Source organism: Salininema proteolyticum (assembly GCF_042685645.1).
Taxonomy (GTDB): domain Bacteria; phylum Actinomycetota; class Actinomycetes; order Mycobacteriales; family Micromonosporaceae; genus Salininema; species Salininema proteolyticum.
In genome coordinates, this window is the sequence record NZ_JBHUNX010000001.1 from 3,088,338 (window position 1) to 3,108,586 (window position 20,249).

The following is a 20,249-nucleotide window of genomic DNA, read 5'->3' on the forward strand; positions in this document are numbered from 1 at the left end:
ATGGTCGGCGTCGCTTGCCGAAGGCACAAAAAAAGCCCCGCACACCGGGGCAGCCGTGTCTCCTTGTCGCGGAAACACGGCTAGATAAGGAGAAGCTCAGATCTCCATACGCGCATGGTCTCAGTCTAGCCGACCGCCCCCGGGCTGTCCACGAAGGTTCCTGCCGCGTGGGACCGCGTCGCGGCGCGCCCGCGGCCGCCGGAGGCCCGTTCCGTTGTGCCCCACGACGCTACCCGGTATTCGGCGCCGAGGGCCCTGAGCTGGGATGTGGTAGTTTGGGTCACAAGAATCCACACACCCCCGGGAGGCTCCGTCTTGCAATCCACCGCCGCGCCCGCCGACTTCGCCGCCTTCCAGGCCACCGCGGGCAAGATCGCCGCCAACATGGAGCACGTCATCAGCGGCAAGCCGGACGTCGTGCGGCTGGCCCTGGCCGTCCTCCTCGCCGAGGGGCACCTCCTCCTGGAGGACGTCCCCGGCGTCGGGAAGACACAGCTGGCCAAGGCCCTGGCGCGATCGGTCGACTGCGGCGTCAACCGGATCCAGTTCACCCCGGACCTGCTGCCCGGCGACGTCACGGGCGTCAGCGTCTGGGACCAGGACAAGCACGAGTTCACCTTCAAACCCGGCGCCGTCTTCTCGCACCTGGTGATCGGCGACGAGATCAACCGGGCCAGCCCCAAGACCCAGGCGGCGCTCCTGGAGTGCATGGAGGAGCGCCAGGTGACCGTCGACGGGTCGACCTACGGCCTGGCCTCGCCGTTCATGGTCATCGCGACGCAGAACCCCATCGACATGGAGGGCACCTACCCCCTTCCGGAGGCACAGCGCGACCGGTTCACGGCGCGCGCGACGATCGGCTACCCCGACCGCGCCACGGAACTGCGGATCCTGAACCAGCACGGGGCGCACAACCCGCTCGAAGAGCTCGCCCCCGTCTGCGACGCGCCGACCGTCGCCCGGATGATCCTCGAGGCCCGGAGCGTCCACGTCAGCGAGGACCTGAAGCACTACACCGTCTCCCTCGTCGCCGCCTCCCGGCAGCACCCCCACGTGCGCCTCGGCGCGAGCCCGCGCGCCAGCCTGCAGCTGCTGCGCTGCGCCCGGGCGTGGGCCGCGCTGGAGGGCCGCCACTTCGTCCTTCCCGACGACATCCAGCGGCTGGCGGGCCCCGTCCTCGCCCACCGCCTGGTGCTCACCGCCGAGGCCGCCGTGGCCTCCCGGGAACCGTCGGCCATAGTCTCCGAACTGCTCCAGCAGGTGCCCGTCGGCGCCGCCCGGGCCGCGAACTGAGAGGGGGCCGGCCATGCGGGTGACTCGCCGCGGCTGGGGCCTCATCTTCCTGGGCGCCCTGTTCCTCTTCTTCGGCTACCTCATCGGGGAGAAGGACATGGCGGCCATCGGCGCCCTCTTCGCGCTGGTTCCGATCGCGTCGCTGGCGGTCCTCGCGGTGCGCCGCCCCCGCCTCGACTTCCACCGGACCATCCACCCCTCGCAGACGACGGTCGGGGAGACGGCGTCGGTCAACGTCGAGGTCGCCAACCGGCAGGGGCTGGACTCCACCACGATCCTGTTCGAGGACCGGCTGCCGCACCGGCTCGGCCTGTCCCCCAGGCTGATCCTGGAACGCCTGCCGGGCCGCGAGACGGCCGTGGTCAGCTACTCCATCGCCCCCGCCGCGCGCGGCCTGTTCCAGATCGGGCCGCTGCACCTGCGCACCGGCGACCCCTTCGGGACGGTGCGCGCCGCGAAGGTCGTGCCCGTGCTCGACGACCTCGTCGTCACGCCCCAAGTCTGGCGCCTGGACGGCTCCGACGTCATGGGCGGCTCGGGCTACCAGGCCGGCGAGTCCGGTTCGCGCATCGCCTTCTCCGGCGACGACGACGTGGCCGTCCGCGAGTACCGCGAGGGCGACGAGCTGCGCCGGGTGCACTGGAAGTCCAGCGCCCGGCACGGCGAGCTGATGGTGCGGCGGGAGGAGCAGACCTGGGAGCACACCGCGACCCTGTGGCTGGACACCCGCGAGGGCGCCTTCCCCGGTTCGGGGGCCGACTCGGTCTTCGAGTGGATGGTGAGCGCCTGCGCCTCGGTCGCGGCCCGCCTGAGCGAGAAGGGGCTCGGACCGCGCGTCGTCACCGGCTCCTCGGTCCTGGAGTCGAGTACCGTCCCCGTCATCCTGCGCCACCTCGCCCTCGTCGAGCAGGAGGGCGACGACGCCGTGGAGACGTGGAAGGGGCTGTTCACCTCCCCCGGAGGGCTCCGGCGCACCCCGGCCTTCATCGCCTTCGCCGGGCAGCTCGGCGAAGCCGAGGCGGAGGTGCTGCTGTCCGCCGCCGGCCACCGCGGCCGCCGCATCGCGTTCTGCGCCGAAGGCGGGGACGGGGGCTGGAAGCGCCTGGCCCGGGCGGGCTGGGAGGTCTTCCCGGTCAACGCCGCCAGTTCGCTGCCGGAACTGTGGGTTCGGGCCCGCGCTCGCGGCGGATCCTATTCCAGCGCGCCGCGGGAGGGTTCGGCATGAGGTCCGCCCCCGCCTCCCGCTGCTCCGCCCCTCTCCGCTCCGTCGCCCCGCACGTCTTCTCCCTGCGGCCGCCGCGCCGCCCGCTCGTTCGACCAGTCCGCGCCGCCCGCCGTCGAAGGGGACTCTCATGAACCGCCACACGACTCTCGTCTCGGCCGGGTCCTTCTGGCTCGGCCTCACCCCGCTCTTCGCCCTCTTCAGCGGGTTCGCCTGGATCTTCCCCGCCGTCATAGGCGGCCTGTTCGTCCACGGCGCGGGCGCCCTCGGCCGGGCGCGCGACTGGCCGGAGTGGGCGCGGGTCTCCTCCATCCTCGGCGGCATGGTCGGGGCGACGACGCTCCTCACCGCGGCCGGGCACAGCCTCCTGGTCGTCCCGCTGCCCTCCACGTTCACCTACCTCGCCGGCGAGTTGGGGGCGGCGTGGGAGGCCATCCTCTACACCACCACGCCGGCCCCGTTCTCCGGTCCCGTCATGACCCTGACGATCGTGGCCATGATGGCGCTCATGGGCCTGCACGAGCTGCTGGTCGGGGTCGCCCGCATTCCGGTGCTGACCGCGGCGACCCTCTTCCCCTGGTACACGGTCGTCGCCTCGGTCACCGAGGGCGGCGTGTTCTGGCTGTGGTTCATCGTCCCCGCCGTGGGCTTCCTGTGGGTGCTGGCGGCGGACAACCTCGGGAACGTCGACGGGTTCGGGCCGCGCTTCCGGGGACGGGGAAGGCCCGTTCTGGAGCCCGGCTCCACCCCGATGGGGAACCTCGCCCGCCTCATCGCCGTCCCCATCGTCCTCACCGCCCTGGTCTTCGTGACCGCAGTGGGGATTCCCACTCACGGACTGCTGAACGACATGGACCGGTTCCTCTCCCCGGGCGGCGGCGCCCACGGCGCGGTCAGCGACTGGTCGGCCCTGTCCGGCTCCCTGCGCGAGAAGGACCCGGTCGACCTGCTCTCCTTCGAGACCGAGGACGAGGATCCCCCCTACCTTCGGATGCACGTCGCCGACCGGCTCACGGCCGACGGCTTCGCCGCGGGCGACGTCTCCTACGACCGGCCCGCCTCCAGCGTGGAGTTCGCGGACTCCGAGGTCGACGAAGTCTACTCGGCGCGGATCGAGAACCTCGGCATGTACGACGACGCGGTCCCGCTCCCCTTGAAATACCGGGGGCTCGACCTCCCCTCCGACTGGCGCGACTCCGCCTGGTCCTCCACCGCCGTGAGCAGCGGAGGCGACCTCTCCTCGGTGTCGGACTACTCCTTCGAGTACGGCAGGGCGACCCCCAGCGCGCGCCAGCTCAACGACAGCGGCGGACCGGACACGAGCGACCTCGACGCCTGGGAACGCTACCTGCGCACTCCGGACCTCCCCGAGCTCGACGAGATCACCGCCGGCGTCGTCGAGGACGAGGAAACCTACTACGGGAAGATCCGCGCGATCCTCGACCACTTCCGACCCTCGAACGGCTTCAGCTACGAGCTGGAGACCGGGCCGGCCGGCGACCGCGAGGCCGTGCTCGCCTTCCTGGAGGACAAGGAGGGCTTCTGCCAGCAGTACGCGAGCGCGATGGGCTGGATGCTCCGCTCGGCGGAGATACCCTCGCGCGTCGTCATCGGCCTGACGCCCGGGCAGCGGGACGGGGACCGGTGGCTGGTGACCAGCCAGGACTACCACGCCTGGGTAGAGGTCTTCTTCCCCGGCTACGGGTGGCTGCCGTTCGACCCCACTCCCAGCAGCGGGGTGCGCGGTTCGCAGTCCTTCGAGTGGGAGCGGGGGCCGATGACGGAGGCGGCGTCCGATGACATCCCGGACTCCGGTTCGGACGTCCCGACCGACGACGCCGACGCTCCGCGCGACGAGGGCGACGAGCCGGAAGGGGCGACCGACGACGCCGAGGAGACGGTGGCCCTGGTGGACGGCCGGTCCGACCGGCTGCCCTGGGGCGCGATCGCCGCGGCGGCGGCTCTCACGGTTCTCTTGGCGGCGTTGGCCGCGGTGCGGCCGCGTCGGCGGCACCGGCGCCTGCGCGGCGATCCGACGCCGGCGAACGTCTGGGCGGAGTTGATGGACTCGGCCCGGGACCTCGGCCTGTCGTGTCCGCCGGGGGCGACTCCGCGGACTCTGCTGGCGTCCTGGGGCGAGGAGCATCCCGGGGCCGTTCCCGCGCTGGAACTGTTGCGGGACGCCGTCGAGCGGGACAAGTACGCTCCCGACACGGTTCCGGCCGATCCGGCCCTGGGCGGGGCGGCGCTCACCGCGATAGGCGCTCTTCGGGAGTCGGCGACGCCGCTGCGGCGCCTGTGGGCGGCGGTGTTCGCCGCTACCACCTTCTCCCCCACGCGGTCCGGGACTCCGTCCGAGCCGTCGGGGAGGGTTCTCGCCGGGGCTTCGCCGCAGCGGTGAGGCCGGGGCGTTCCGGCGTTATCGGGCCGGGTCGGGGTGTGCCCGGACTCCTCCCGCGAGTGAGACTTGTGCGAGGCCGCGAGGGTCGCCGAGGGTGTCCTGTCGGGGCCCCGGCGTATGTTGGGCGCGTGACGACAAGCGACGAGTCCGCGACAGGGCCTCGGGAGGGCGACTCCTGATGGCCCTCTCCGCGCCCTACCGACAGCCGGCCCTCGAAGAGATGGGGGTCCCGCTCCAGCTGGTCACGTTCTGCGTGGTGGACCTGGAGACCACGGGCCTGGCCGCCGACGCCGCCGGGATCACCGAAATCGGCGCGGTCAAGGTGCGGGGCGGGGAGATCGTCGGCGAGTTCCAGTCCCTGGTCGACCCCGGGGAGCCCATCGACCCCCGGGTGGTCCGCCTCACCGGCATCTCCGACGAGATGGTGGCCGGCGCGCCGTCGCTCGAGGAGGTGCTGCCTTCGTTCCTCGAGTTCCTCGGCGGGGCGACCCTGGTGGCGCACAACGCGGCCTTCGACGTCGGTTTCCTCCGCCACGCGTGCGACAAGGTGGAGGTGCCCTGGCCGCGTCCGCCGGTGGTGGACACGGTCCTCTTGGCGCGCAAGCTGACCGACAAGTACGAGACCCCGAACCGCCGGCTCGGTTCGCTGGCGCGGCTCTTCGGCTCCCCGACCACGCCGAACCACCGGGCGCTCGACGACGCCCGGGCCACGGTGACCGTCCTGCACGGGCTCATCGAGCGGGCCTCGGGGCACGGCGTGCACACCGACCTGGACCTCATCGAGTTCTGCCGGGCGATCCCCTCGAAGCTGCAGCGGCGCAAGCGGCACCTGGCCGACGACCTGCCGCACCGTCCGGGCGTCTACGTCTTCCGCGACGGCGAGGGCCGGGCGCTCTACATCGGCGTGTCCAAGAACGTCGCCAAGCGGGTCCGCACGTACTTCACCGCCGGGGAGCAGCGGCGCCGGCTGCGCGACATGATCGCCATGGCCGAGTCGGTCGACCCCGTCGTCTGCGCGCACCGCCTCGAGGCGGCCGTCGTCGAGTTCCAGATGATCTCGCGGGGGAAGCCGCCCTACAACCGCGCGTCCAAGTACCCCGAGCACCGTGCGTGGGTGCGCCTGACCAAGGAGGCCTTCCCGCGGCTCATGGTCTCGCGCAAGCCTCCCGCCGTGGGCGAGCCCCGCCTGGGCCCGACCACTGGGACGCAGGCGCAGCAGGCGGTCGAGGCCCTGCACGAGGCCCTGCCCATTCGCCAGTGCCGCCAGCGCCTGTCGGCGTCCAAGCCGGTCAACCCCTGTTTCCTCGGGGAGATCGGCAAGTGCCCCCGGCCGTGCGACGGGACCGCGACCGTCGAGGACCACGCCGCGGTCGTGGCCGACACCGCCCGCGCCATGGGGTCCGACGGGGCGTCGGTCGGCCGGGCGCTGATGGCCCGCATGGAGCAGTTGGCGGCGCAGGAGCGGTTCGAGTCGGCAGCCGAGGTGCGGGAGCAGCTGGTCGCGTTCGAGCGGCTCTTCGCCCAGGCCAAACGCGTCCGCGAGTTCGTCCGCGCCGGGACGGTCGTGGCCGCCTCGCCCGGCGAGCGCGGCGGCTGGGAGGTGGCGGTGATCAAGTCCGGTCTCCTGGCCGGAGCGGTGTCGACCTCGCCCGGATTCGATCCCATGCCGGAGATCGACGACTGCGTGGCCGGAGCCGACGCCGTCGAGGCCTGCGGGGACGTGCGGGACGCCTCTCACGCGGGCGAGGCGGAGATCCTGCTGCGCTGGCTGGAGGAGCCCACGACTCGCGTCGTCGCCGTCGACGGCGCGTGGAGCAGCGACCTGCCCGGCCCGGTCGACACCTTCTCGGCGTAGACGATTGCCTCCTATCGGTGGTGACCGCGGAATCGCGCCCCGGCACGCCGTCTCCGCCCTTTCGCGCGGTCGGACGTCCGCCAGGACGCCTCGACCACGCGAAAGAACGGATCTGACGCACGGGGACACGATTCCGCTTCTTGCGTAGAACACCGGGTCGCCGCCAACGCTCCGCGCGGCGCCGACGGGAGACATTCATGCAGGGCCGGGAGCGGCTGACGGAGGTACGCTGGACGTCTGTGGCGGAGGCAACGTCTCCCCGGGATGGCCATCGCATAACAATGCGGCAACGATATTCGCGCGGTTTCTTCGCCCTTTCGGCCGTCCACCCTCTCTCACTAGGGAAAGGAATTCGACACTTGTGAGTGTCGCGGATCGCGATGCCGCTGAGGGAAAATATACTCGAAGGACCCGGCACCGGCCGGCGGAGGAACCCGGACACAGGGGAGGCGATCATGTTCCGCTCATGGCGTTCGCGCGGCAAGAACGACGATCCCTGGGACTTGGCCGGGCGGATGTCCCGGCTGCTGGCCCTGCACCGCTCCAAGCACCCCAAGGCGGACCTGGTCCAGGTCCAGCGCGCCTACCGGATCGCCGAGCAGATGCACCGCGGGCAGAACCGCCGCTCCGGCGAGCCCTACATCACACACCCCATCGAAGTCTCCACCATCCTCGCGTCCCTCGGCGTCGACACCCCGACCATCGCCGCCGGCCTCCTCCACGACACCGTCGAGGACACGAGCTACTCGCTCGAGGCGCTGACCACGGACTTCGGCGACGACATCGCCAAGCTCGTCGACGGCGTCACCAAGCTCGACAAGCTGCACCTCGGCGACTCGGCCGAGGCCGAGACGTTCCGCAAGCTCATCCTCTTCGCCTCGCAGGACATCCGCGTCCTCATCATCAAGGTCGCCGACCGCCTGCACAACATGCGGACCGTGCAGTTCAAGAAGCGCCCCTCGCAGATCCGGATCGCCAACGCCACCAAGGACGTGCTCATCCCCCTGGCCGACCGCCTCGGCCTCTACGTCGTCAAGAGGGAGCTGGAGGACCTCGTCCTGCGCACCCTCGAACCGGAGCGCTTCGAGCGGATCGAGAAGGCCCTGGCCGACGACACCGACCGCCGCCGCCAGGTTCAGGCGCTCCTGCCGCAGGTCAAACGGGCCCTCAAACGCTTCAAGGTGCAGGCGCGGCTCTACGACCGCCCGCGGCACCCCTACTCGGTGCACCGCGAGATGCAGAAGAACCCCGGCACCGGGCCGGCCGACCCGCCGCGCATCGTGGTGGTCGTCGAGGGCGACGAGACCGAGTGCTACGCCGCCCTCGGGGCGATCCACTCGCAGTGGCAGCCGAACCTCGGCAAGTTCCGCGACCTCATCGCCGCCAAGAAGTTCAACCTCTACCAGTCGCTGCACACGGCCGTGAACGGGCCGGAGGGGGCCGCCACCGAGTTCCTGATCCGGACTCGCAGAATGCACGAGGTCGCCGAGCTGGGCATCGTGGCCGAGCTGGGGGCCCGGTCGGACCAGTCGGGGCAGCTGCCGTGGCTGAGCCGGCTCATCGACTGGCAGTCCGAGGTCAGCGACTCGCACGTCTTCCTCGACTCACTGCGCTGCGACCTGGCCGACCAGGACATCAACGTCCTCGTGCCGAAGCAGGGGTCGGTGCCGATCCTCAAAGGCGCCAACGCCATCGACCTCGCCTATTCCCTGCACGGCGGCGACGGGCACCGCCTGATCGCCGCCTACATCAACAAACGCATCGCGCCGCTGACGCAGTCGCTGCGCGAGGGGGACACCGTGGACCTGGTCTTCACCGCGGAGAACGACCCGTACGGACCGTCCGAGAACTGGCTCGAGGCCGCCCGCACGGCGGAAGCCCGGGTCTACATCCGGTCGTGGTTCCAGCAGCGCGAGCACGTGCTGGAGGGCTCGGCCGAGATTCCCCGGCAGCACATCGAGCAGGAGATCGCCAATGGCAAGGAGCTCCTGCTCTTTTCTTTGCGCGGAAAGAACCGGGGCCTGGCCACGGAGAAGCCCCTGCTGTCGATCGTCCCGAGCTTCGACCAGCCGGATCTGAACTCGTTGTACGTGGCCCTGTCGCGCAAGGAGATCGCGGCCGACGAGGTGGCCGACCGACTCATCGCCAACGTCGACCGGACTGTCTGAGCGGCGCCACCGCGCTGACCGCGGACCGGGCGGCGCTCGGACCGAATCGGAACGCGCCCTTCGGACCCTCACCGGGCCGGGGCTGTACCGCGACAGGTCCGAGCGCTTAGACTCTGGGGATGTCCCTCGAGACCCATCTCCCCCTGCGCGGGCACCGCGACTTCTCGATCCTGTGGACGGGGCGCGCGGTGAACCAGCTCGGCACCGCCGTCGGATCGGTGGCGCTTCCCGTTCTCGCGGTGACCGTCCTGCACGCCTCGCCGCTGCAGGTATCTCTGCTGTCGGCCGTCTCCACCCTCACGGTCCTGCTGCTGTCCTTCCCCGTCGGCCTCTACGCCGAGCACCGCCGCAAGCGTCCGGTGATGATCGCCGCCGACCTGGTCCGCTTCTCCGCCCTGGCCTCCGTGGCCGTGCTCGGCTACCTGGATCTGCTGACCCTGGGCGTGCTGTACGCCGTGTCCTTCGTCAACGGCGCCTGCCAGATCGCGTTCATGTCGGCCTCGCAGGCGCACGTCAAGGCCCTGGTCGGCCCCGACCGCCTGGCCGACGCGCACGGCAAGCTGCAGTCCACCACGTGGCTGAGCATCTCCGTGGGGCCTTCCCTGGGCGGACTCCTCGTCTCCGCGCTCGGGGCTCTGACCGGGTATCTCGTCCACGCGGTGTCGTTCCTCGCCGCCGCCCTCTCCCTGCCGCTCCTGCGACAGCCCGAGCCGGAGCCTCCGAAGCCGGACAGGGGCGGCTACCGCGAGGAGCTTCTGGCGGGCCTCCGCTGCCCCTGGTACTTTCTGATCCCGCTGGCCGTGCCGGGCTACGCGGGCGTGGTCATCGTGTGCGTCGGGTTCGGCGGGCAGCTGGTATTCGCGGCGCTGGCCAACGCGACCATGTCGACCTACCGCCAGTCGGTCACCCCCGACGACCTCATGACGCGGGTGGGTTCGCTGTGGTCGTTCGCCACCACCGCCCTGCAGCCGCTCTTCATCGTGGCGGGCGGCGTTCTGGCCACCGCCGTGGGCAACAGGCCGACGCTCGCCGTCGCGGCGACCCTCATGGCCGGGGCGACCCTCCTGCTCCCGAGGCGTTGATCGGCCTTCCTCCCGGACGCTTAAAATGGACGCATGTTCGAACTACCGTTGAAGGACAACGCCGTCCTCCGCCCGCTGGAACCCTGGCGCGCCGAGGAATTCCTGGAGAACATGGACCGCTCCCGCGACCACATCTCCCCGTGGGTCGGTGCCACTTTCCCCGCCTCCACACTCGACGAGGCGCGCGCCGTGCTGCAGCGCTATGCGGACGGTGCGGCCAAGGACAGGCAGCGGATCTACGGGATCTGGCTGGACGGGGTCCTCGTGGGCGGCACCATGTTCGTCTCCTTCGACGCCGCCGACGGCGTCTGCGAGGTCGGAGTGTGGCTGCAGCCCGACGCCGAGGGACAGGGCCTGGTCACCATGGCGGTGGAGAAGCTGCTGGAATGGGCCTTCGAGGTCCGCGGGCTGGTCCGGGCCGAATGGCGCACGATCCCGGAGAACGGTCCCAGCGTCGCCGTCGCCGAACGGCTCGAGATGCGGCGCGAGGGGCTGCTGCGCCAACTGACTCCGCGCGGAGGCGGCCGTGCCGACGAGGCGATCTACGCGATCCTGGCCGACGAGTGGCGCGAGCGGAGGTCCTCGGCCGGAAGCCGTTGACCCGTCCGCAGCCCGGCCGGACGCGGTCTGTAGCGTCCGGCACAGTTACCGCACGCACACGGCCGCCGGATCGGGCCGTCGGCGGCGTTAGAGTGACATCATGCGCGAAGAGAACGACTCGGCGGCCAGGAGGCTGGCCCTGGATACCGTCACCTCGCGGCGCGCGATGCTCTGCGGGTTGGCCGGCGCGGGAGCTCTGGGCGCCCTGTCGGCCTGTAGCGGCTGCGGACGGGCCGCCCTGGACCTCGATCCCGAGCGGCCCCTCGCCGCCGTGTCCGACGTTCCCGTCGGAGGCGGCCTGGTGGTCGACGACGAGGTGGTCGTCGTGCAGCCGGTCGAGGGCGAGTTCGCCGCCTTCGACGCGCGGTGCACCCACGAGAACGGCATCGTCCAGGCCCCGGATTCCGAGGGGTTGATGGTCTGCCCCCGGCACTACTCCAAGTTCGACATTGAAGGCTCGGTCGTCTCCGGGCCGGCGGACAGCGGTCTGAAGGCCGTCGAGGTGTCCGTGGCGGACGGAGAGGTCTTCCCCGCCGCATAGACCGGTCGTACGTCGTCGCCGGGATTCGAAGCGGATAACCCTCTTCGCGGGAACCCGGCCCGTTAGGCCCTCTCTCTGACACGGCGCAAGTTCCTCCCGACGATGAAACGGCTTGGCGGGGAGGGACGATGCTGATGCCGCCCGACAGCGGATACAGTGTTGAAATGGATGGAGAGACGAACACCGATGCACGCCTGATCGCCTTGCGCACGCTCGCTTCTCGGCGTGCCGCCGTCTGCGGACTGGCCGGTGCGGGAGCCCTCGCGGCACTCGGCGCCTGCGGAACCAAGGAGGCCCCGAACACCGATCCGTCCGCCGAGGAGAGCGCCGGCGCCGACGAGTCGGAGAGCACGGACCAACAGTCGGAGTCCGCTTCCGAAGAGCCGGAGGCCCTCGCGGCTACCTCCGACGTTCCCGTCGGGGGCGGCGTCGTCGTGGAGGACTTCGTGATCGTGCAACCCGAAGAGGGGGACTTCGCCGCGTTCAACGCGCACTGCCCGCACGAGGGCACGGTGGTGCAGGCGCCGGACGACCAGGGGACGATAGTCTGCCCCAACCACTTCAGCGAGTTCACCATCGAAGGCGAGCTGCAGAAGGGACCGGCCGACGCCGGCCTGGGAGTCGTGGAGATCGAGGTGGCCGACGACAAGATCTACCTCGCCTGACCGCGAGGCCACCGCCCGGCGATCTGAACGAGCGGCAGACCGGGAGAGAGGCGATCGCCGCCAGGCATTGCGAGCTGGGTGCGAGAGAACTCATCGACCGCCCGGCACCGGTCCGCCCCGCCCTCAGGCGTGGCGGACGGCGAGCTGCCCGAGGACCTCTACCGGATCCCCTATCCTGTCGTTCCCCGATTCCTTCTCCCGCACCGTGAAGGACCGACCGTCGTAGGTCGTGAAGGTGACGTGGAGGTGCAACCGGAGTTTCATATCGGCGGAGACGATCTCCTCGTAGGGCAGCCAAACGGCGCCGTCCCTTTCCGCCAGCGCCCGCAAGGATCCGGCCCTGTCCACCAGGATCCGCAGTTCCTCGTCGCCGCGCCCGAGCCCACGTGCGAAGGGCAGGAACAGCAGTCCCGTGGTGGCGACGAAGAGGTGCACGTCCTTGCGGCCGAGCTTGGCCCGGTGCAGCCCGGCCACCAGCTCCGCTCGCTCCTTGGTGGCCTCGGCGGTCGTATCGCCCTCGGACGGAACGCCCTTGGCGACGTCGACTCCCAGAGCCTCCAGGTACGGCCGTAGCGAAGCGGCCTCTCCACGGCCCGCGTCGAGGGCCACGGCGGCCAGCTCCTCGACCGGGAACGGCTCTCCGTCCGCCCCCACCGCGTCGATACCGGCGTCCCACCGCAGCCGGTACCGCATGGCGCCGGATTCGCGGGCGGTCCTGGCGATGAGGGCCGCCGCCCCCTCGTCCGGGAAATGGTGCGTGCGGAGATGGTCCAGGTACTCCTCGACCGCCAGGGGCCCTCTGGAGGAGGCTTCCTCCAGAGCGGTCAGGAAGTCGTCGAAGGTCGCGCCCTCCTTGCCGCCGGCTCGCGCCAGCGCCCGGTAGGCGCGGTCGGCGGCCTCGGCGGTCCGGCGGTCCATCGCCTCCGCCCCGGCCGTCTCCCAGTCCAGGGCGGAAGACTCGTCCCCCAGCCAGTCCCGCTCGACTTCGGCCCTCCGAACGGGGAAATCGTCGATGAGAGCGGTAGCGGGCCTCTCGTCCACGGCCCGTTCCCCATCGGGCAGCCCCGCCAGGACCGCGATACGGGTCAGCGTCGCCGGATGCGAATCGTGGCACCCGGTCCGCTGCTCCCGCATCCGCGACTCGTAGAAGGCGTCGATGGCCGTGGAACGCGCTTCGACCAGGAGGGGGAATCCGCTCAAGGGCTCCTTCGGACGGACGCCGGCGGCCATGGACCAGTGGAGGTAGTCGGACAGGAACACCTGCCACCCGGCGGAGTACGCCTCCATGTCGCGCAACGCGCTCCGCATGGCGCTCGACCCCGCGGCGACGGCGGCGATCCGGTCGGCCTCCAGCTCCTGGGAACGGCGGATCGCGTTGGACACGGCCGAATAGAACAGCGCGTAGCCCTTGAACACCCACGTCGCTGGGTTGTACGGGCGGGAACGGAGCGCCCGGAGCAGGAGTCCGACGGCGTAGCCGCCCCGCATGTTGACCACGCCCAGGCGGGTGTGCGAGGCGGAGAAGTGGCCCAGTTCGTGGGCCAGCACCGCACGCAGCTGGGAAGCGTTGAGGCACAGGGCCAGCGGAAGCCCGATGGACAGGTGGCGCCTGCCCCCGAGGAGCCCGAGGGCCTTGGCCTCCTCGACGACCCCGGCGTTGAAGTCGGCGTCGAGCCGGATCTCGTCGGGCGGCCGGGTGTCGGCTTCCCGAGCGAGCTCCTCGACTTCCGCCCACAGTTCGGGAGCCTCCTCGCGGGTGACGGCGACGCCCTTCGGCGCGAAGGGCGGCACGCGCAGCGACCGCCAGAGGGCACCGGCGATGACCGCGACGAGAGCCGCGGCGGCGTACACGGCCTTAGTGGTCCCCAGACTCGACGAGTTCTGAAAGACGAGGTAGGCGAGGAGGCCGACGACCCCCGCCACGGCCAGGGCCACGACGTAGAACCCGCACAGGAGCAGGAATCCGACCGTCGCACGCCCGGCGGCGGACCGCGCCGATTCCGAGGGAAGGCTCATGTCCGCCATCGTAGGCCACAACGCGAAGAGGCCCGCGGGTCTCCCCGCGGGCCTCTCTCGTTGAGCGGTTACTTCTTGGGCTCGGAGCCGGACTCGATCTCTTCCTGATCGTCGCCGGCGACCTCCCCGCGTCCCTTGCCGTCCTCGGACGGCTCGTCCTCGATCGGGCGGAAGAAGCCCTTGCGCGCCGGCTTGAGGGCGCCCAGGCGGTTCATCTTCTTCGGAACGGTCCAGCCGTTGTACTCCAGCTCGGTGTGGCCGTGCTCGTCCGGCTCGGCCAGCGGCTGGTGCACCTCGTAGAAGCGGCCGTCGGGGTCGCGCATCATGATGCCGGTCTCGACGCCGTGCGACAGGACCTCGCGGTCGTGCTGCTGCAGACCCAGGCAGATCCGGTAGGTGAGGTAGTAGAGGATCACCGGGATCAGGACCAGGCCGATGCGGCCGAACCAGGTCATGGCGTTCAGCGAGATGTCGAACTTCTCGGCGAAGACGTCGTTGCCGCCGTTGAGCGTGCCGATCACCCAGAAGCTGGAGACCATGACGCCCAGGCCGGTGCGGACGGGCATGTCGCGCGGACGCTGCAGCAGGTTGTGGTGGCCGCGGTCCTTGTTCATGCGGCGCTCGATCATCGGGTACAGCAGGGGCAGCATCACGAAGATGCCCATGCCCACCAGGAACGGCCAGAAGACCGCCGGCAGCACGAAGTAGAACTCGCCGATGCTGAACCGCAGTTCCCAGGCCGGGAAGATGCGGATGATGCCGTCCATGAACATGACGTAGAAGTCGGGCTGCGAACCGGAGGAGACCACGGAGGCCTCGTACGGTCCGAACAGCCAGATCGGGTTGATCTGGAAGAGCCCGGCCATCAGCGCGATGACGCCGAAGACCATGACCGAGAAGCCGACCTGCTTCATCACGTAGTTGGGGAACATGCGGAAGCCGACCACGTTGTGCTCGGTCTTGCCCGGTCCCGGCCACTGGGTGTGCTTCTGCGCGAAGACGAGGCCCACGTGGAGGACGATGAGGCCCAGCATGATCAGCGGCAGGATGAACACGTGCACGATGTAGAAGCGCGTGATGATCATCTCACCGGGGAAGGCGCCGTCGAACAGGGCGGCGGAGACCCACGGGCCGAGGAACGGGATGGACTCCATCATGCCCTCGGCGATGCGCAGACCGGTGCCCGACAGGCCGTCGTCCGGCAGCGAGTAGCCGGCGAAGCCCTCGGTGAAGCCCAGCCAGAACAGCAGGATGCCGATCATCCAGTTCGTCTCACGCGGCTTGCGGAACGCGCCGGTGAAGAAGATGCGCAGCATGTGCACCAGGATCGACGCCATGAACAGCAGCGCGGCCCAGTGGTGCATCTGGCGGACGAACAGTCCGCCGCGCACGTCGAAGGAGAGGTCCAGTGCCGTCTTGTACGCCTGGGACATCTCGATGCCCTGCAGCGGGACGTAGGAGCCGTCGTAGACGACGTGCGCCATGCTCGGCTCGAAGAACAGGGCGAGGAACGTTCCCGACAGCAGCAGCATGATGAACGAGAACAGGGCGATCTCGCCGAGCAGGAACGACCAGTGGTCGGGGAAGACCTTGTTGAGGATGTGACGGGTCGGCTTGGCGAGCTGGAACCGGTCGTCCAGCTCCCCTCCGGCCTTCACCGAGAGCGCCTCGCGCTCGGGCTTCTTCGTCTTCACGGTTTACTCCTCCCACCCTTCGGGCAGGGACGGGCGGTTCCAGAACGCCGGTCCGGGCGGGACCAGGAAGTCACTGGTGGCGATGAGGTAGCCCTCTTCGTCGACCGCGATCGGGAGCATGGGCAGGTGGCGCGTCGCCGGGCCGAACACCGGGGCGGCGTTGTCGACCACGTCGAACTGCGACTGGTGGCACGGGCACAGCAGGCGCTGCGACTGCTGCTCGTAGAGGCTGGCGGGGCAGCCCACGTGCGTGCAGATCTTGGAGTAGGCGACGAAGTTGCCGAACATCGCCGGCATCTCCTTCTCTCCGTTGCCGGTCTCGACCTTCACCTGCTCGTACATCGGGTAGAGGTTCTCGCGCAGCTGCTCGGCGTCCTCCTCGCGGAGGTGGATGAGCAGAGTCGGGGCGAGGGCCTCCTTGTTGGAGGCTCCGTGCTCGTAACCGGGGTAGACGGTGATCTGTCCGCCGGTGGACACCATGTCGGGGCGCACGAGCTTGCCGTCGCGCATCATGAGGCGCACGTACTTGCGGCCCTCGAAGTTTCCGGCGTCCTCGACGTGCTCGGGCTTGGAGGCCTCTTCGGGGTTCCAGCCGGTCACGGTCAGCATGTCGCCCGGGTCCTTGATCAGGCCGCCGAGCGGCGCGATCGCGGCGACGCCCAGCGGGGCGGCGCCCACCAGGGCGGCCTTCTTGAGGAAGGGGCGGCGCTTGACGCCGATGTCGTCGACGATGGTGTCGACGGTGGCCTCGGCGATCTTGCGGTCCTCCGGGTCGGAGGGGCCGTCGTGGCGCTCCTGCACCAGCTCCTCGACCGGGAGCAGCTTCTTGGCCCACGTCAGGACGGCCAGCGCGAAGAACAGCAGGGCCAGTCCGAAGCAGACGCCGATGACGGTGGTGTAGGAGCGGGACGGGTCGCCCCAGCCGCCGGCGCCGTCGCCGTACTCCCACGGCCACCAGATGTAGGCGGCGAGGAAGGCCAGCGAGAACAGTCCGGCCAGGAGGAACAGGAAGCCGACGATGCGCTCCATGCGCTTCTCGTCCTTCGTCCCCGGCTTGGAGTAGCGCGGCTCGTAGTGCAGGATCTCGATGCCGTCGCGGCGGAGACCCTCGCGGAAGACGTCGAACCGGCTGAGTTTCGGGTCGTTCAGGTCGACCCCGTCGTTCTTGGGCTCTTGGGCGGTCACGATTTACCTGCAATCCACAGCGTAGCGATCATGAGCGAGGTGATGCCGACGAGGAAGACGGCCAGTCCCTCGGTGGAGGGGCCGAATCGGCCCAGGTTGAAGGCGCCGCCCGGGTCCTTGTCGTCCTGCACGATGTACTGGACGTAGGCGATGATCTCGGCCTTCTGCTCCGGGGTCAGCTCGTTGTCGGCGAAGACGGGCATGTTCTGCGGGCCGGTCAGCATCGCCTGGTAGATCTCCTCGCCCGAGACGGTGCTCAGGTCCGGGGCGTGGGCGCCCGACGAGAGCGCGCCGCCGCCTCCGGCGTAGCCGTGGCAGGAGGAGCAGTTGACGCGGTACAGCTCGTTGCCGGCCGCGATGTCGGCGTTCTCGACCATGGAGTCGAGGTCTTCGGCCGTCTTGGATCCGCCGCCGATGTAGTCGATGTAGGCGGCGATCTGCGCGGCCTCCTCCTCGTTGAACATCGGGTCCTTGGCGGGCGCCTGGGCGCTCTGGTTCGCCATGGGCATGCGGCCGGTGTTCACCTGGAACTCGACCGAGCCCTCTCCGATGCCGATGAGGCTCGGGCCGCGGCCCTCGATGCCTTCGGCGTTGGCGCCGTGGCAGGAGATGCAGCTGGAGTCGTACAGCTCCTTGCCGGTCTCGACGTCGGCGGGCAGCGCCTCTTCGGACGCGCTCGATTCGTCTGTGCTTTCCTGGGCATAAAGACTCGGCGCGCCCACCGAGTAGATTGCGCCCACTATGACCAACGCGCCGACAAAGCGGGAGATGGCACCTGCGCGCCTTCTCCAGCCAGGCCGCCGCTTCGCTGTTGCAGCCACGTGATTGCCTCACCTTTATCTGTCAGTCCGACGAGCGGGATTCTCGTCGGCGCTGCCGCCGGGTACCGGCAGCCGTCCGGAAACATTGTCCACGATCGTCTCTGTGACACCGCTGCGGGCACCGGGCGGCGTGGACCATGCGTCTTGCCATTGTGCATCACGGCGGAGCCGTGACGGCTGGATTCAGTTGTCTGCGCCGCTTCGAGGTGCGGGGGACCTCCGCCGCGGCCGCTGCTGACGGGAGAGCGCCGGAGCGCTCGGGACCGGTCTCGCGCCCGTTGGACGCGCCCGTGCCCGAAGCCTGGAGACTTTAGATCATCTCGAGGAAGTAGATCATGAAGAACAGGGCGATCCACACGAAGTCGACGAAGTGCCAGTAGTACGAGACCACGATGGACGCCGTCGCCTGGGCGGGAGTGAAGCGGCCCATGATCGTGCGGATGAGGAAGTACACGAAGGCGACGAGGCCGCCGATGACGTGCAGGCCGTGGAAGCCGGTGGTCAGATAGAACATCGACCAGTAGCCGTCGGCGGAGATCGTGAAGCCCTCGTTGATGAGGTTGCGGTATTCGTTGGCCTGCCCCAGAACGAAGACGAGGCCCATGACGAACGTGATGGTGTACCAGAGGCGGAGCTTGTAGACGTCTCCCCTCTCGGCCGCGAACACGCCCATCTGGCACGTCACCGAGGACAGCACCAGGATGACGGTGAACGGCAGCGCGTACGCCACGTCCAGGTGCTCCGATCCGGTCTCCCACAGTTCTGGAGCCGCGGCGCGGATCGAGAAGAACATGGCGAAGAGCCCGGCGAAGAACATCAGTTCAGAGCTAAGCCAGACGATGGTGCCGACGCTGACGACGTTGGGCCTTGTCAGCGAATGTATGCGGCCGGGGTCGATTGTTGCTTCAGCGGAAGTCACGGTACTCATTATTACGGTCCGCCCCCGGTCATTTGTGCAGGGGTCGGATTTTTGCGCGTGTCGCTACCCGATCGTAGGAGTCACACCCGTCTATCTTGTGCAGGTCACGGGCGTGACCACGGCTTCGGCACCGCTCCGGACACATCGACGAACCGTAACGCGACGCCCGGAGCCTCCTCCGAATGTGGCAGGATTAATATGCAGTCTGTGAGTACCTCAGTGAAAGAATTCTCCGTCCTGGTCTACAGCCACCGGGATTCCGTCATCGAGCAGATCCGCTCGGCCATCGGAACGCACCCCGCCGAGGACGTGTCCCTCGAGTACTACAGCGCCACCGACTACGACGATATCGTTGCCGCCCTGGACAAATACTCCATCGACCTGGTGATCTTCGACGGCGAGGCCCAGCCCATGGGGGGCCTGGGCGCGGTGCGGCAGATGCGCGACGAGACCGAGCGGCCGCCCAAGAGCGCGGTGGTCGTGGCCCGCGACGCCGACCAGTGGCTGGGAGCCTGGTCCGGCGCCGACGCGGTGCTGACCCACCCGCTCGACCCCATCGGGACCGCCCGGAGGATCACCGACCTTCTGCTCTCCTAAGATGTTACCGAATCGTTATCACATCTCCCAGTCCGTGAGCACGCCGCGTCGTCACTCCTTGCGATGAGGTCGCCACCGTAAGATAGGCGGTGGACGCTTTTCATCGCAAGGAGGACCACCATGACCGGTAGCACCTGGCAGGAAGTCCTCTCCCACCTCGCCGCGGGAGAGGACCTAGAGTCGACCGCGGCCGACTGGGCGATGCGCGAGATCATCACCGGACAGGCCACCGAGGCCCAGCTCTCGGCCTTCGCCGTCCTGCTGCGCGCCAAGGGCGAGACGCTCACGGAGCTGCGCTCCATAGCCGACCGCATGTACCTGGAGTCCACCCCGCTGGACCTCGACCTGCGCACCTTCGTCGACATCGTGGGCACCGGCGGGGACGGCTCGCACTCGGTGAACATCTCCACCATGGCCGCCCTCGTGACCGCCGCCGCCGGCGTGCCGGTCGTCAAGCACGGCAACCGGGCCGCGTCCTCCAAGTGCGGGTCGGCCGACCTGCTGGAGGCGCTCGGCATCGAGCTGGAGGGCGACGCCCGCTCCGTGCGGGCCGCCGCCGAGGAGCTCGACATCGCCTTCTGCTTCGCCCGGTCGTTCCACCCGGGCATGCGCCACGCCGGGCCGGCGCGGGCCGCGATCAAGATCCCCACCGTCTTCAACCTGCTGGGGCCGTTGACGAACCCGGCGCGCCCGCCGGCCGGGCTCATCGGCTGCGCGGACGAGTCCAAGGCGCCGCTGATGGCCGGGGTCTTCGCCGAGCGCAAGGCCACCGCGGTCGTGGCGCGCGGACAGGACGGGCTCGACGAGGTCTCCACCGGAGCGCCGACCGACATCTGGCTGACCACCGCCCAGGGCGAGGTCGTCACGGCCGTCATCGACTCCCGCGAGTTCGGGATCGACCGCTCCGCCCCCGGGGCGCTGCGCGGGGGCGACGCCGAGTTCAACGCCCGGGTGGCCCGGTCCCTCTTCTCCGGCGAGCGCGGCCCGGTGCGGGACGCCGTCCTGCTCAACGCGGCCGTCGCGATCGCCGCCGCCGCGTCCCACGACTCGGGCGCCGACCTCTCGGACGACTCCGTTCGCCACGAGGCGGTCTCGGTGGGCCTGCAGAGGGCCGCCGGCGCGGTCGACTCGGGTTCGGCCGCCGACCTGGTGGACCGCTGGGCGGCGTTCACCGGGGCCTGATGCGGCGT

The 20,249-nt window shown here is 69.8% G+C and carries 16 protein-coding genes; 11 read left to right on the forward strand and 5 right to left on the reverse strand.

What is annotated here, in order from left to right; genetic code table 11:
• Positions 1-315: 315 nt before the first annotated feature.
• The 9 genes from ACFTE1_RS14285 (at position 316) to ACFTE1_RS14325 (ending at position 11,827) form a co-directional block, all read left to right on the forward strand.
• Positions 316-1,293 (forward strand): AAA family ATPase, encoded by a 978-nt coding sequence (locus ACFTE1_RS14285; protein WP_380620693.1) that lies wholly within the window; start codon positions 316-318, stop codon positions 1,291-1,293.
• 13 nt (positions 1,294-1,306) lie between these two features.
• Positions 1,307-2,518 (forward strand): DUF58 domain-containing protein, encoded by a 1,212-nt coding sequence (locus ACFTE1_RS14290; protein ID WP_380620695.1) that lies wholly within the window; start codon positions 1,307-1,309, stop codon positions 2,516-2,518.
• Positions 2,519-2,645: 127 nt separating this feature from the next.
• Entirely contained in the window at positions 2,646-4,916 is a 2,271-nt protein-coding gene (locus ACFTE1_RS14295; RefSeq protein ID WP_380620697.1) for a transglutaminase family protein, read from the forward strand.
• Between the two features lie 178 nt (positions 4,917-5,094).
• Positions 5,095-6,771, forward strand: a complete 1,677-nt coding sequence (locus ACFTE1_RS14300) for a DEDD exonuclease domain-containing protein (RefSeq protein ID WP_380620699.1) — start codon at positions 5,095-5,097, stop codon at positions 6,769-6,771.
• Positions 6,772-7,226: 455 nt separating this feature from the next.
• On the forward strand, positions 7,227-8,939 hold the full coding sequence (locus ACFTE1_RS14305) for a RelA/SpoT family protein (RefSeq protein ID WP_380620701.1): 1,713 nt from the start codon (positions 7,227-7,229) through the stop codon (positions 8,937-8,939).
• A 119-nt stretch (positions 8,940-9,058) separates the two neighbouring features.
• Complete coding sequence (locus ACFTE1_RS14310; RefSeq protein ID WP_380620703.1) at positions 9,059-10,021, forward strand: MFS transporter; 963 nt, start codon at positions 9,059-9,061, stop codon at positions 10,019-10,021.
• Between the two features lie 33 nt (positions 10,022-10,054).
• Complete coding sequence (locus ACFTE1_RS14315) at positions 10,055-10,621, forward strand: GNAT family N-acetyltransferase (RefSeq protein ID WP_380620705.1); 567 nt, start codon at positions 10,055-10,057, stop codon at positions 10,619-10,621.
• 100 nt (positions 10,622-10,721) lie between these two features.
• A complete protein-coding gene (locus ACFTE1_RS14320) occupies positions 10,722-11,162 on the forward strand; it encodes a QcrA and Rieske domain-containing protein (protein ID WP_380620707.1) in 441 nt (146 codons plus the stop codon).
• A 164-nt stretch (positions 11,163-11,326) separates the two neighbouring features.
• A complete protein-coding gene (locus ACFTE1_RS14325) occupies positions 11,327-11,827 on the forward strand; it encodes a QcrA and Rieske domain-containing protein (protein WP_380620709.1) in 501 nt (166 codons plus the stop codon).
• A gap of 123 nt (positions 11,828-11,950) precedes the next feature.
• Here ACFTE1_RS14325 and ACFTE1_RS14330 read toward each other — a convergent pair whose 3' ends face one another.
• The 5 genes from ACFTE1_RS14330 to ctaE all read right to left on the reverse strand — a co-directional run bounded on the left by ACFTE1_RS14330 (position 11,951) and on the right by ctaE (position 18,471).
• Positions 11,951-13,843, reverse strand: a complete 1,893-nt coding sequence (locus tag ACFTE1_RS14330; protein ID WP_380620711.1) for a M48 family metallopeptidase — start codon at positions 13,841-13,843, stop codon at positions 11,951-11,953.
• A 68-nt stretch (positions 13,844-13,911) separates the two neighbouring features.
• Positions 13,912-15,537, reverse strand: a complete 1,626-nt coding sequence (qcrB, locus tag ACFTE1_RS14335; protein WP_380620713.1) for a cytochrome bc1 complex cytochrome b subunit — start codon at positions 15,535-15,537, stop codon at positions 13,912-13,914.
• A 3-nt stretch (positions 15,538-15,540) separates the two neighbouring features.
• On the reverse strand, positions 15,541-16,722 hold the full coding sequence (gene qcrA / locus ACFTE1_RS14340) for a cytochrome bc1 complex Rieske iron-sulfur subunit (RefSeq protein WP_380620715.1): 1,182 nt from the start codon (positions 16,720-16,722) through the stop codon (positions 15,541-15,543).
• Positions 16,719-17,543, reverse strand: coding sequence for a cytochrome bc1 complex diheme cytochrome c subunit (gene qcrC, locus ACFTE1_RS14345; RefSeq protein WP_380620717.1), 825 nt, complete (start codon positions 17,541-17,543; stop codon positions 16,719-16,721). Before qcrC ends, qcrA begins: the two co-directional genes overlap by 4 nt.
• Positions 17,544-17,853: 310 nt before the next feature.
• A complete protein-coding gene (gene ctaE / locus ACFTE1_RS14350) occupies positions 17,854-18,471 on the reverse strand; it encodes an aa3-type cytochrome oxidase subunit III (RefSeq protein WP_380620719.1) in 618 nt (205 codons plus the stop codon).
• A 198-nt stretch (positions 18,472-18,669) separates the two neighbouring features.
• On the opposite strand from ctaE, the gene ACFTE1_RS14355 reads away from it, so the two are divergent.
• Together ACFTE1_RS14355 and trpD are read left to right on the forward strand one after the other, a co-directional pair.
• Positions 18,670-19,059, forward strand: a complete 390-nt coding sequence (locus tag ACFTE1_RS14355; RefSeq protein ID WP_380620721.1) for a hypothetical protein — start codon at positions 18,670-18,672, stop codon at positions 19,057-19,059.
• Positions 19,060-19,179: 120 nt separating this feature from the next.
• A complete protein-coding gene (trpD, locus tag ACFTE1_RS14360) occupies positions 19,180-20,241 on the forward strand; it encodes an anthranilate phosphoribosyltransferase (RefSeq protein ID WP_380620723.1) in 1,062 nt (353 codons plus the stop codon).
• The last annotated feature ends 8 nt before the right edge of the window (positions 20,242-20,249 follow it).